Origin of the sequence: Bordetella sp. N, from assembly GCF_001433395.1 — a bacterium.
Taxonomy (GTDB): Bacteria; Pseudomonadota; Gammaproteobacteria; order Burkholderiales; family Burkholderiaceae_B; genus Bordetella_C.
Window position 1 is genome coordinate 4,446,708 of the sequence record NZ_CP013111.1, and the last position, 13,699, is coordinate 4,460,406.

A 13,699-nucleotide genomic window follows, 5' to 3' on the forward strand; every position below is an offset into this window, starting at 1 on the left:
CCGGTGGATTAGAGATATTTGGAAAATCCTTGCCACTGCGCTTTCGCCGCCCACCCGGCATTGACGATTGCCTGCGCGGCGGAGGGATTGTCGGTAGTCGTTATCGCCATCGTGTCGTCCCACGACGAGGCGTTTGTCGGCTGAAACTGCGCCGGTAAGCTCTCGACGTAGAGGAACGGCGGAAGCACCAGGAAATCATCCAGCGCCCCGTCCGTGGGTGCGGGCTGGCGAGTGATGATGCCCAGGTTGGCGAAGTTGGCGACAAGGCCCTGGAGGATCTCCCGGACCGCGTCATCCGGGCTCGTAGCCGCGACGCCGTCCATCATCATGTAGCGCAGCCACGTGTCCCGTTTGCCGTAGTACTTGAGCCGCTGTGCCGCCCTCATCCCGGTGTTCATCACCTGCGTATAAGTGGCTGCGGACATGATCTGGTTAGGCGCGCGAGCCGGCCAGAATGTGGGAACGAAGGCGCTGAACCCGACCGGGTCGTATCCCGACCGGCAACGACCAAGATCGCTTTGCCACGGCAATGCCATCCAGCGGGTCAACCCACCCGGACGTTGCCCATAAACCGGTCCGGAAGCGCCAGTTGCCACCGCGGGCGTGAGCGCGTTGCCGTAGTCCGGCTCCGCCTCAGTAAGATCCGCCACCTTGATGCGCGCCAGCTCGCTATAGACAGAGGCATGGCGCATGGGCCAGCTCAATTCATAGCCGGGATGGAAGCTGTCGGCCGCGCAATAGGTCAACGGCCCTTCATCCAGCGCGGCAGGCTGCCCGGCCAGGGGAATACTGTTGAAATCGACGGGACCGGTCGAGGCGGTGGACAAATAGTCATCGCTGAAATCGCCTTGGGACCACTTCATCAGATGCGCGTAGGTCTCGGTGCTGACGGCAAGAAGATCCGTCGCGCGCTGGAGTGTGCTTGCGCCCAACGTGTCGCCGTAGATGGGCGGGACCGTGATTGCGGCCACCGATGCCGGGGGCTTGCCGGTGAGGTCCGCAGGATTGCGGAATTTGCTGAAGACGGCCTGTCTCAACGCGGCTTGCGATGCTGACATATTGGCCAACTTTTTCAGCGTATCGGGATCGGCCAGGTCGATCGTCGTGCCATCCACGTCCGCATCGTCGGCATAGGTCTGCAGGAAATACAGATTGCTCCATTGCAGACGATTCAGACGCTGGAAAGCAGGCAGGATGTGCCTGGTAAACGACGTGGGGGCATCCGCCTTCAGCTTGCCGGCGTCTATCATCGCATCGCGCGCGACGTCGTAGAGTGTGCGCACGCCAAGAAGGTCGGTGCCGTAGTTGGGCGGCGCCACCACGACCCAGCCCGGCGTGACATCGATATTCTTCCCGTCTATCGCCACCGTCGCGGTGACGATGCCGTCGGAGATGTCGTCATACCAGTCGCCGGCGTTGTTGAAATCTTGCGGAGAGTCGTCGCTGGGCGTCAGGGATGCGTTGGAGGGAGAAGCCGACACGCCATTGCCGCCGAGCACGAGCAGATGGCCATCCGTGTCCAGCAGCACATCGCCTAATTTGACAGAGACTGCCGCGGCGGCGCCGGACGTGAAGCTGCCGCTTATCGCACGGGTGGCCGCGCCGGCGTCCGCCTTGAGCGTAACCGCGCCCGGCTGGATGGTCAGCTTGTCACGGCCGGTTCCCGTGACGCCGGCGTTGCGCCGGGTGACCGCTGACGCGCCCGGTGCATCCAGAACCTGGTTGCTGTTGTACCAGGCGGCTTTCTGATTGGCCAGGTTCACCATCCAGGTGATGTCGGCATTGGCCTTGGTCAGCTCCTTCACCACGTCGCCATTGGCGTTGTAGCCATAGATGCGGAAGCGGGCTGCCTGGCGCTTGATGGCGCCGGTAGCGTCGCGCATCTGGTCGGCGCCGATATAGGGTCCGTTGACCACTTCGGGGCCGATGTAGTAACCGTCGGTTCCGGTCTTGCTGCTGTTGCCAACGCGCGCGATGCCGATGCCTGGATGCACCTTGGCATAGACGACGGCGGTGGGATCGGACGGTGTCGTCGGCGTCGTCGGTGTCGCTCCGTCAGGGTACGCAGACCCTACCGGGAAAGGCGGCGATGGCGGGGCGGGGGGACGCGGCTGGAAGGGTTCACCGATGACCTGGCCATTCGTGTTGCGCCGGGTCTTGGCGGAGGACAGGTAGACGGCGACGCGGGCTTCCGCGATGCTGCCGACGGGCGCCATCTCGGGCAGGGTGCGGGCGATGCTGAAGGACAGCGATTCGCTGTACTCGCTTTGGCCGCGCGCGCTGATGTCCTGCGGCGGAATGTAGATCGTGGCGACGGTGACCGGCTTCGATACGTCCGTGGTCTGATTCTTGTTGTGATCGTCGGTCGCCGGCACACCCTCGTTCCAGATGTCCGAAGCGTTGATGATGGACTGCGTTTCCTCATTGGTGCGCAGCTGGATCTGGAAATCGAAAATGGCGCCTGCGGTCTTCAGCCTGGCCTGCAAGTCCTTCATCAGGTAGTTCGGATCAGCATCGTCCGGGGTGATGCCGTTATCTGAAAGGCGCGGCTGCAGCACGTACTTGCAGTAACGATCCTGCCCGTCTGCATCGGTACCGAACTTGTAGGGAATGCAGCTCCACAGTTTCTCGGTCAGCAGGCTCTTGACCTCTCGCGCCGCCATGCTCTTGAGGATGCCGTCGGTAACCGGGTGATCTCTTCTCCACGCGCCGATATAGCCGTAGTAGGCGGCCATCTTGAAGCCGCACATCTCCATGGCGTCCGACGCGAAGAAGGACGTGGTGTTCTGCAGGATCAGATCCAGCGTGTTATCGCCCGGATCGACATCCAGCACCTTGGGGCCGGCCACGCCGAACAGCTTGATCCCCACGCCCGTGGTGCCGTTGTTCGTGGCGGTGTGGTCCGGGTTGTAGCTGGGGATATCGCTGGAAAAGCGCAGCCACGCCGTGTAGTGCGCGCCGCGCTGGAAGATGCCTACGCGATATTCCTCGGGCAGGTCGTCGGCGACCTGGAACGTGGCATAGACACCGCCCTGTTGCTTGATGAAGGCCGCCCGTGGCGCGGGCACCATGGGCTGATCGTTCGGCTCGCCGCTGGTGCCGGTGATGTGCCCGAACTGAACCCGATCGACGAACAGGCGACGGATGGCTTCGATGGCGGTGGACACGCTGCCGCATTCGGGCGGATCAGGTGGGTAGGCCGGCGCCGCTTCCGGAATCGCGCTCGTTGTCGCGGGTTGAATCGGATCGTTTTGGGATGGCGAAGACATGGTCTGCTTACTCCTGCGTGTTCCGTGGGGCGGGTCTTGTGTTGCCGGGGGAGCTGATTGCAGGCGCTAGCCTTGGCCGGCGGCCGGCCAGCTCGATCCCACCGCGTAAGGCGGAGACGGCGGCGCCGGCGTACGAGGCTCGGACGGCTCACCGATGGTCTGGCCATTGACGTCGCGGCGCATTTTCGCGGAGGACAGATAGACGGCGACGCGGGCTTCCGCGATGCTGCCAACGGGCGCCATCTCGGGCAGAGTGCGGGCGATGCTGAAGGACAGCGATTCGCTGTACTCGCTTTGGCCGCGCGCGCTGATGTCCTGCGGCGGAATGTAGATCGTGGCGACGGTGACCGGCTTCGATACGTCCGTGGTCTGATTCTTGTTGTGATCGTCGGTCGCCGGCACACCCTCGTTCCAGATGTCCGAAGCGTTGATGATGGACTGCGTTTCCACATTGGTGCGCAGCTGGATCTGGAAGTCGAAGATCGCGCCGTCGGTCTTCAGCCGGGCCTGCAAGTCCTTCATCAGGTAGTTCGGATCAGCATCGTCCGGGGTGATGCCGTTATCTGAAAGGCGCGGCTGCAGCACGTACTTGCAGTAACGATCCTGCCCGTCGGCATCGGTACCGAACTTGTAGGGAATGCAGCTCCACAGTTTCTCGGTCAGCAGGCTCTTGACCTCGCGCGCCGCCATACTTTTGAGTATGCCGTCGGTGACCGGATGGTCCTTTCTCCACGCGCCGATATAGCCGTAGTAGGCGGCCATCTTGAAGCCGCACATCTCCATGGCGTCCGACGCGAAGAAGGACGTGGTGTTCTGCAGGATCAGATCCAGCGTGTTATCGCCCGGATCGACGTCCAGCACCTTGGGGCCGGCCACGCCGAACAGCTTGATCCCGACACCCGTCGTGCCGTTGTTCGTGGCGGTGTGGTCCGGGTTGTAGCTGGGGATATCGCTGGAAAAGCGCAGCCACGCCGTGTAGTGCGCGCCGCGCTGGAAGATGCCCACGCGATATTCCTCGGGCAGGTCGTCGGCGACCTGGAACGTGGCATAGACTCCGCCCTGTTGCTTGATGAAGGCCGCGCGCGGCGCGGGCACCACGGGCTGATTGTTCGGCTCGCCGCTGGTGCCGGTGATGTGCCCGAACTGCACCCGATCGACGAACAGGCGACGGATGGCTTCGATGGCGGTGGACACGCTGCCGCATTCGGGCGGATCAGGTGGGTAAGCCGGCGCGGATTCCGGAATCGCGCTGGTGGTGCCGGGTTGGATCAGATCATTGGAAACAGCCATGGTATTTGCCTCTCCGCGCTGAATGATGTGGGTGAGATCCAACCCACATGGACGGTCGAAGTATCTTGTGTAACGGTCGATGGCACGAGACAATCAACTGAAACTAGATATTTCGAATATCGGACGCAGAGGCTTCAAGCCTCATGGCTACCCAGAGCAACTGTCCTCTACGACGAGCCTCCAGCAATGACATCGGCCCAGGCATCGGGCAACGGGGTGTAACGCGCCCCAGTGGCCTGCTCGAACGCATAGGCCAATCCCAGCAAGCAGGCCTCGTCGTGGGGCGCACCCAGGAAGGACAGGCCTATGGGCACGCCGGCGCGCGCCATGCCTGCCGGCACGGTGATCTCCGGCAGGCCCGCGGCGCTGGCGACATACAAGGCCGCATAGGGGTTGCCGGGATACTCGACGTAGGACGGATCAGGCCGGTCATAGCGCGGCGACGCCGGACAGGACAAGGTGGGAAACACCAGGGCCGCCAGGTCGTCCTGCCGCATCCGATGCGTCAGCGCGGAACGAAAACCCGCCAGTGACGCCTGCGCCCCCGCCCGCTGCGCCGCCGTCTGTTCAAGCGCGGCATCCAATGCGCGCCGCATGCTGGCCAGGGTGCGCGGGTTGACGGCGCGCGAAGGACAGGCGGCCGACCACGCGGTGCCCGCATCGAGCAACTGCGCCATGGAAGCTGGCGCGGCGCCTATGCTTTTCTTCAAATAATCGTCCAGCTGCGCCGGCCATTCAGCATCCGCCAACGGGGCCAGCAGAAGGGGATGCAGCGTAGCCGCGGGCGCGGGCAGGCGCACCGGCACCAGGGTGGCGCCCAGATCGCGCATGCGGTCCAGGGCCTGCCGCATGACCGCCTGGACTTCCTCGTCCTCGCCCGGGAAGTCCGTGACCACGCCGATCCGTCGTCCCCGCAAGGCCTGCGGGTCCAGCGCCTGCAGGTATTCGTCGCGCTCGCCGCCCGGCACGGCGCAGACCATGCCGCGCAACAGCAAGGCCACATCGCGCACGCAACGCGCCAGCGGCCCCATCGTGTCGAAGGACAAGGCCAGCGGCAACACGCCATCCAGCGGCACCAGGCCCAGGGTGGGTCGCAGGCCCGCCAGGCCCGCCACGCAGGCCGGCGCGCGCACCGATCCGAAGGTATCGGTGCCCAGCGCCGCGGCCGCGAAGCCCGCCGCCACCGCCGCGCCGCTGCCACTGCTGGACCCGGCGGCGTTGCGCGCGCGGTTGTAGGGATTCAGGGTCAGGCCGGCCAGCGAGCCATAGCCGTAGCGCCCATTGGAGCAGGCGAACTCCGACATATTGGTCTTGCCCAGCACGATGACGCCCGCCTGGCGCAGGCGCCGCAAGACCCGGGCGTCGCGTGCCGGCAGGTGTTCGCGCAAGAGCACCGAGCCGGCCGTGGTCGCCAGGCCAGCCAGGTCGATGTTGTCCTTCACGACAATGGGAATGCCGTGCAGGGGACCGCGCAGCAGGCCGAGGGCCCGCTCCTGATCCAGCTTGCTGGCCTGTGCCAGTGCGTCATCGCACAGCCACGTGATGGCATTGATGCCCGCGCCCTGCTGGTCGTGGGCGGCAATGCGCAGAAGATAGGCTTGCGTCAGTTGTTCAGACGTCAGGTCGCCGCGGCCGAGGGCGGCGCCCAACTCGGAAATGTCCTGGCTTAGCGGGTCTTGCACGGTGTCTCCTTGTATGCCTGCGCCCGCCTGCATACAGCGTGGCTGCATTGCTTAACGGCACGGGATCAAGGCAATTAACGCAGTCGCGACACCAAATTTTCAGTGCTGAGCATCATTCAGCGGAAATGGCAGGCCACCCACTGGGTCGCGCCCCTGTCAGCGCCCGTGCCGGCGCCGTCCGTTCTTGCGGCCCCGTCCGTCCGCGGCGAGAGCACCGGCCGCTCCTGTTTGCAGATCTCCTGCGCCAGCGGGCAGCGCGTATGGAAGCGGCAACCGCTGGGCGGATTGGCCGGGCTGGGCGGATCGCCGCGCAGCAGGATGCGCTGGCTGCGCACGTGCGGATTGGGTACCGGCACCGCTGACAGCAGGATCTCCGTGTAGGGATGGCGCGGCTGCGCGAACAAGGTCTGGCGATCCGCCAGCTCGACCACCTGCCCCAGATACATCACCGCCACGCGATGGCTGATATGGCGCACCACGGCCAGGTCGTGGGCCACGAACAGGTAGGCGATGCCGAACTCCTGTTGCAGATCGGTCAGCAGATTGATCACCTGCGCCTGCACCGACACGTCCAGGGCCGACACCGGCTCGTCGCACACGATCAGCTTGGGTTGCAGCGCCAGGGCGCGCGCGATGCCCAGCCGTTGCCGCTGTCCGCCCGAAAATTCGTGCGGAAACTTCTTCATGGCCTCCGGCCGCAAGCCCACCTTGGAAAACAGCCAGGCCACGCGTTCGGCCCGTTCGCGCGCGCCATGCCCCTGCGCGCCGCTGAAATTGCGCATGGGCTCGGCCACGATGGCGCCGGCCGTCATGCGCGGATTGAGCGACGCGTAAGGGTCCTGAAAGATGATCTGCATGTCGCGCCGCCGTTCGCGCATGGTGGCGGTATCCAGCTTGGCGATGTCTTCGCCATCCAGTTTCACCGATCCGGACGTCGGCTCGATCAGCCGCAAGACCGATTTTCCGGTGGTGGTTTTCCCGCAACCGGACTCGCCCACCAGCGCCAGGGTTTCGCCCCGTTCGACGTCGAAGGACACGCCGTCCACCGCCTGGATGGTCGGGCGCTTGCGGCCCAGCCAGCTGGACGAACCGGCGTAGTGCTTGACCAGATCACGCACCTGGAGCAAAGGAACTCCACTCATGCCGTCACCCCTTCCAGGCTATCCGCGGCGACGCGTTCGGCTTCGAAACATGCCACGACATGGTCGTGGCCCAAGCCACGCAAGACCGGCGTCTCGCGCCGGCAGCGGTCGGTGGCATAGGCACAGCGCGGCGCGAAGCTGCAACCCGCGCCCAGCTGCGTGAGCGCGGGCACCATGCCGGGAATCTCGGTAAGACGGCCGGCGCTGTTCATGGACGGCATCGACGCCATCAGCGCGCGGGTATACGGATGCAAGGGGCGGTCGAACAGATCCGCCACCGGCGCCTCTTCCACCTTGCGCCCGGCGTACATCACCACCACGCGCTGACAGGACTCGGCCACCACGCCCAGGTCGTGGGTGATCATCACGATACCCATGCCCAGCTTCTCCTGCAGGCCACGCAACAGGTCCAGGATCTGGGCCTGGATGGTCACGTCCAGGGCCGTGGTCGGCTCGTCCGCGATCAACACTTCCGGATTACAGGCCAGCGCCAGGGCGATCATGACGCGCTGGCGCATGCCGCCGGACAGCTGATGGGGATATTCCTGCACGCGGCGCTGCGGCTCGGCGATCTGCACCAGGCGCAGCATTTCGGTGGCACGCGCCATGGCTTCGCGCTTGCCCACTTTCTGATGCACCATGACCGTCTCGGCGATCTGCCGCCCCACGGTCAGCACCGGATTCAGCGACGTCATCGGCTCCTGGAAAATCATGGAGATGCGATTGCCGCGGATGGCGCGCATCTGCTTTTCAGTCAGATCCAGCAGATTGGTGCCGCGATAGCGCACCGCGCCGCTGGCGAAGCGCGCCGGCGGCATGGCCAGCAGCCGCATGATGGACAGCGCGGTGACGCTCTTGCCGCAGCCGGATTCACCCACCACACCCAGGGTCTGGCCGGCGCGCACCTGATAGGACACGCCGTTGACGGATTTCACCGTGCCGGCCACGGTGTCGAACCAGGTCGAAAGATTGTCCACTTCCAGCAGGACCGGCGCGGACGACGGAGCTTCAATCATGTCCCACCCTCCTTACAGTTGATTGGCCAGGCGCGGATCGAGCGCATCGCGCAGGCCGTCGCCGATCATGTTGATCGCCAGTACGGTCAGGGCCAACAGCACGCCAGGGAACAGGATGACCGTGAAGGCCACAGCCACGAAGTTGCGGCCGTCGGCCATCATATTTCCCCAGCTCGGCACCTGGGCCGGCACGCCCACGCCCAGGAAGGACAGCACCGCTTCCGTCAGCACCGCGGTGGCGGCAATGAAGGTGGCCTGCACGATCAGCGGGGTGACGATGTTGGGCAGGATATGGCGCACCAGGATCACCGGCAGCCGCGTGCCGATGGCGTGCGCCGCTTCGACGAACAGCTGCTCGCGCAGGGTCAGCGCCAGCGAGCGCACCAGCCGTACCACGCGCGGCACCTGGGGAATGGTGATGGCCAGGATGACGGTGGACAGGCTTGCGCGTATCACCGCCATCAGGGCAATGGCCAGCAGGATGTCCGGAATCGCCATCAAGCCATCCATGACACGCATGATCAAGGAATCGGTCCATCGCACGAAGCCGGCCATCAGCCCCAGCGCCACGCCCAGCACGGTCGCCAGCAAGGCCACCGAAATCGCCACCACCAGCGATACGCGGCCGCCCCACACGGCGCGGCTGAACACGTCACGTCCCAGGGCGTCGGTGCCGAAATAATGCTCGGCGGTCGGCGGCTTCAGACGCTGCAAGGGATTGATGGAAGTGGGATTGTGCGTGGCGATCCAGGGCGCGGCGAGCGACAGCACCGCGATGGCGATAAGCAGCACCAGGCCAAGGATCAGGGTCGGGTGCTTGCGCAGCCAGCGCCAGCGCAGCGAAGGCGGCGCGTCCTGGGCGATGGCGGCGCCGGACGCGGCGGCGGCGTCCACGGCGTCCGTCACACCGGAACCTGCGGTCGTTTCAGACATTGTCATTTCCCCTGGGGCCGCATCAGTAGCGGATGCGTGGATCGAACAAGCGATAGCTCAGGTCGATCAGCAGGTTGATCAGTACGTAAGTGGCGGCCGACAGCAGCAGCACGCTCTGGATGACCGGATAGTCGTGGTGCTGCACCGAATCGATCACCAGCCGGCCGATGCCGGGGATGGCGAACACGGTTTCCGTGACCACCACGCCGCCGATCAGCAGCGCGATGCCGACGCCCACCGTGGTGGCGATGGGAATCGCCGCATTGCGCAAGGCATGGCCCAGCACCGGCAACACCGCCAGGCCCTTGGCGCGGGCGGTGCGGATGTAGTCCTCATGCAGCACTTCCAGCACGGTGGCGCGCGTCATGCGCGTGATCAGCGCGATATACACCAGCGCCAGGTTCACACAGGGCAGGATCAGGTTGCGCAGCCATGGCCACAGCCCCGTGGACAGGCGGGTATAGCCTTGCACCGGCAGCCAATGCAGCTGCACCGCGAAACCGTAGATCAGCAGATAGCCGACCAGGAACACCGGCACCGAAAACGCCAGCACCGCGAAGAGCATCACCAGGCGATCGATCCAGCTGCCAGCCTTGTAGGCCGCCAGCACGCCCATCGGGATGGCCACCAGGATGGACACGCCCATGGTCAGCAGCGCGATCGACAAGGTCGGCTCCAGCCGCTGCGCCAACAGCTTGGACACGGGCACCTGGGTGAACAGGCTCGTGCCCAGATCGCCCTGCAGCAGCCGGCCCGCCCACAGGAAGAACTGCTGCCACAGCGGTTGGTCCAGGCCCAGCGCCGTGTGCAGGCGCTGGATATCCTCGGCGGTGGCCAGGTCGCCGGCGATCAACGCCGCCGGGTCGCCGGGCGATAGGTGAATCAGCAGGAAGACGATCACCGCCACCACCGCCATGACCGGCAGCGTGGCAAGAATGCGTCGCAGAACATAAGCCATGCGAACTCCGTACCGCGCTTACTTGTCCAGCACCCAGACATTGGGCAAGCCCCACAGCAGGTCGCTGTGCTTGATGGCCGTGCGCACCGCGTGGACGCGATCGAACTGGCCCACCGCGATGTACGGGAGCACTTCATAAGCGCGCGCCTGGAACTTGTCGAGCAATTCCTTGCGCTTGGCCGGCTCGGTGGCGGCTATCCACTCCGTGCGCAATTCGTCGAGCTGCTTGTCGCACGGCCAGCCCGGCAGGCTGTTGCCGCAAGCGGCGCCCAGGTACGTGTTGTTCAGCGGCGAGTTGACGTTGTAGTCCGCGGCCGACGACAGGTAGACGCTCCAGCCGCCCTTCTCCACCGGGTTCTTGCTGGCGCGGCGCGCCGTCTCGGTGGCCCAGTCCATCGATTGGATATCCACGTTCATGCCCAGGTCCTGCATGGCCTGGATCGCCACCAGGGTGGCCGAATTCAGATAAGCCACATCGGTGGGCAACATCACCACGACCTTTTCGCCCTTGTAGCCAGCATCGGCCAGCAGCTTCTTGGCCAGGGCCATGTCCACCTTGCGATAAGGCTCGGCGCCGGCACTGCTTTCATTGGGACTGCCGCAGATGAAGAAGGACGCGCAGTAGTTCATGCGCAGATCTTCCGGGTAGCCCATGGCCGCCACGAACTTCTCCTGGTCGATGGCATGGCGCAAGGCCTGGCGTGCCTGCGGCTTGTCGAACGGCGGGTTGAGATGATTCATGATCAGGTAGGCCTGCGACTTGCCGGTCACACCGGTATGGACATCGCTGTCGCTACGCAGGGCCTTGATGTAGTCGGGCGTGACCTCTTCGATCATGTCGACTTCGCCATTCTTTAATGCGGCGATGGCGCTGTTGGCATCCGGCAGGATGGCCCATTCGACGCGGTCCACATGCGAGGTGCGGTTGCCGGCCAGGCCGGACGGGGCATCGCTGCGTCCCACATAGGCGGGGTTGCGCAGGAACACCAGCTTGCTGCCGGGCACCCATTCGTCGCGCTTGAACAGGTAGGGGCCGGACCCGACCACCTCGTTCAGCGGCGCGGTGTCGGGCATCTTCGCCAGACGCTCGGGAATGATAAAGGCCGGGTAGCTGGCGACCTTGGCCAGGCCATCCAGCACGGGCCCGAAAGGCTGGCTCAAGGTCAGCGTGAAGGTCTTGTCGTCGACCGCGGCCCACTTGCCGCCGGCCGCCACCATGGCGCGGCCGATGTTGTCGCGTTTTTCCCAACGCTCCAGCGACGCCACCACGTCGGCGGACTTCACGGCATTGCCGTCGCTGAACTTCAGGCCGTCACGCAAGGTGAAGGTCCACGACTTGCCGTCTTCCGACGTCTTGTAGCTGGCCACCATCTGCGGTTGCGGATTGCCCTTGGCATCGGGCGCGAACAAGGTGTCGTACACCATGAAGCCAAAATTGCGGGTGATGTAAGCCGTGGTGAAGAAAGGATCCAGCACCTTGAGATCGGCATAAGGCACCAGCCGCAGGGTCTTGCCCTCGGCCTGGGCGGGCGCGCCGGACAGGCAGGCGGCGGCCATGGACAGAGCGGCAAGCGCGGAGAACAGGCGGCGTTTCATGGGACGGCTCCGTAGGTTCGGGGTCGGGAAAATAAGGGGAATCGCGCGTCAGGCGGGCCGCTTCAAAGCGGCCATTTGGGCATGCGGATCTTCTTGTAAACCAGCGTCTTCCAGTCCGGCGTGGCGACACCTGGCGCGCCCACATACACGATATGCTTGGCAAGCTTTGAGAACGAAGCATGGAAGTGCTGGGCCGATTTCACCACCACGATCCGGTGCGCGGCAAGGTCGCAATCCAGTTGCGAGAACAGATCCGTGTTGATTGCCTGATTTCGATTCGACACCAGAACAATGTCCACACCTTGTGCGTGCACCAGCGCGCAATCGCCCATGGGCGCGGGGCTGCCGGTAAGGCTGGTCATCTTCATATCGCGGCGCAAGGCGCGCACGGTACAGGTCACGTCCACCGGGTCTCCGGACAAGGGACCCACTTTGCCGCCCAGACGCATGGGCAAGGTGGCGCCCTCGCCCGCGTCGAAGGCGATGCGCACGGCGATGGGGTCCCACAAGGGTCCCAGCGCGGCGTTGGTGATGTGGCGGTCGAGCAAGCGGCGCAACACGTAGGTGGAGTCGCCGGGCGCGCCGCTACCGGGATTGTCGGCACGATCGGCCAGCACCACCGGCGCGCCATCGAAGGCCAGCGCTTCATCGATGGCCTCGTCGACCGTGCGGTACTTCACCATCAGGTTTTCACGCTGGCCGATAAGCTCATCCGCCAGCTTGCGCGCAAGGCCGCGCGCCTGCGCCTCGTCGCCGTCCGTATAGACGAGCACCTTGGCGCCCATCTCCGGCACGTCGCCCGTGGCGAAGCCCATTGAGAAGGACAGCGACAACACGCCATCCTTGCCTTCCATGGCGCGCAGACGATCGACGAAGCCCTTGGCGGGATCACGCGAGGTGTGCATGGGCACGACCATCTCGCAGTCGACCAGCGCCGCCACCGGCCGCGTCTTGCCCCGCGCCTTGTCCAGGCACAGATCGAGCAACTGTTCGGCGCAATGCACGATGTCGGTATGGGGGTATTCCTTGTACAGCACCACCACGTCGGCGCTGTCCACGATCAGCGGGCTGAGATGCGCATGCGGATCCAGTTCCGTGCCGATGACGACGTCGGGTCCGACGATTGCGCGGGCCCGCTGCAGCAGGTCGCCTTCGCAGTCGTCATAACCGTCGGCCACCATGGCGCCATGCAAGCCCAGCAGCACAATGTCCACGGGCAGCGCCGCGCGCAGGTCCGCCAGGATTTCCTCGCGCAGCGTTTCGTAAGCGTCGCGGGTGGTGGTGCCACTGGGCTGCGCCGACGCCACCAGGCCTTCCTTCAACGTCCAACCCAACGGCGCGCCGCGCTTGCGCGCCACCCACAGCGGTGCGCCCTGTGCGGTGGGCGTGTCGGGGTGCTGGCCCGCCGGGAAATACTCCTTGCCGCGAAAGGAATCGAGGCTGGTCGGCAGGGGAGCAAAAGTATTGGTCTCGGTGCCGAGACCGGCGCTGAAGATACGCATGGCGAATGTCCTTGGAATTCCGCGACTGGGATCCAGGAAGGCATCATGCCGTTGGGGTCGAACGTCATACAAATAGCAATTGCGGCAGGGACCATAACCCGAGGTTATCCGCGTGCCCGTTTCCTAGGGTTAACGCGGAGGATTAAGGGTGAACTTTGCCGTTTGGCAGATTGGATCGAGGGTTTACCATGCCCGAAAGGTTATGGTGCTTTGCGTAAGAAGGCGGCCCCGCCACGCAGGTTATGGGACGTGTCAGCTTAGGCATTAGCCAGAATCGTCATCCGAACGCACAATCCCAGGCTCCGCTCTTC

The 13,699-nt window shown here is 64.8% G+C and carries 9 protein-coding genes; all 9 read right to left on the reverse strand.

The genetic code is table 11. The features are described from left to right. Positions 1–8: 8 nt before the first annotated feature. The 9 genes from ASB57_RS19090 to ASB57_RS19130 all read right to left on the reverse strand — a co-directional run bounded on the left by ASB57_RS19090 (position 9) and on the right by ASB57_RS19130 (position 13,388). Positions 9–3,269 (reverse strand): LodA/GoxA family CTQ-dependent oxidase, encoded by a 3,261-nt coding sequence (locus ASB57_RS19090; RefSeq protein WP_057653649.1) that lies wholly within the window; start codon positions 3,267–3,269, stop codon positions 9–11. Positions 3,270–3,335: 66 nt separating this feature from the next. Continuing rightward, positions 3,336–4,559 carry a hypothetical protein gene (locus ASB57_RS19095; RefSeq protein WP_057653650.1) on the reverse strand — a complete coding sequence of 408 codons (1,224 nt, stop codon included), beginning with the start codon at positions 4,557–4,559 and terminating at the stop codon, positions 3,336–3,338. Positions 4,560–4,726: 167 nt separating this feature from the next. Next, on the reverse strand, positions 4,727–6,241 hold the full coding sequence (locus ASB57_RS19100; RefSeq protein ID WP_231755190.1) for an amidase: 1,515 nt from the start codon (positions 6,239–6,241) through the stop codon (positions 4,727–4,729). A 116-nt stretch (positions 6,242–6,357) separates the two neighbouring features. Next, positions 6,358–7,383, reverse strand: a complete 1,026-nt coding sequence (locus ASB57_RS19105; protein ID WP_057653651.1) for an ABC transporter ATP-binding protein — start codon at positions 7,381–7,383, stop codon at positions 6,358–6,360. Continuing rightward, positions 7,380–8,399: an ABC transporter ATP-binding protein gene (locus tag ASB57_RS19110; protein ID WP_057653652.1), complete on the reverse strand. Its 1,020-nt coding sequence runs from the start codon at positions 8,397–8,399 to the stop codon at positions 7,380–7,382. The genes ASB57_RS19105 and ASB57_RS19110 overlap by 4 nt, the downstream gene beginning before the upstream one ends. Positions 8,400–8,411: 12 nt before the next feature. Beyond that, positions 8,412–9,332, reverse strand: coding sequence for an ABC transporter permease (locus tag ASB57_RS19115; protein ID WP_057653653.1), 921 nt, complete (start codon positions 9,330–9,332; stop codon positions 8,412–8,414). Positions 9,333–9,354: 22 nt separating this feature from the next. Continuing rightward, positions 9,355–10,290 carry an ABC transporter permease gene (locus ASB57_RS19120; protein ID WP_057653654.1) on the reverse strand — a complete coding sequence of 312 codons (936 nt, stop codon included), beginning with the start codon at positions 10,288–10,290 and terminating at the stop codon, positions 9,355–9,357. Between the two features lie 18 nt (positions 10,291–10,308). Then, positions 10,309–11,886: an ABC transporter substrate-binding protein gene (locus ASB57_RS19125; protein WP_057653655.1), complete on the reverse strand. Its 1,578-nt coding sequence runs from the start codon at positions 11,884–11,886 to the stop codon at positions 10,309–10,311. A gap of 62 nt (positions 11,887–11,948) precedes the next feature. Continuing rightward, the gene (locus tag ASB57_RS19130) at positions 11,949–13,388 is read right to left on the reverse strand and encodes a M81 family metallopeptidase (RefSeq protein ID WP_057653656.1); all 1,440 of its coding nucleotides are present in this window, start codon (positions 13,386–13,388) and stop codon (positions 11,949–11,951) included. Positions 13,389–13,699: the final 311 nt, after the last annotated feature.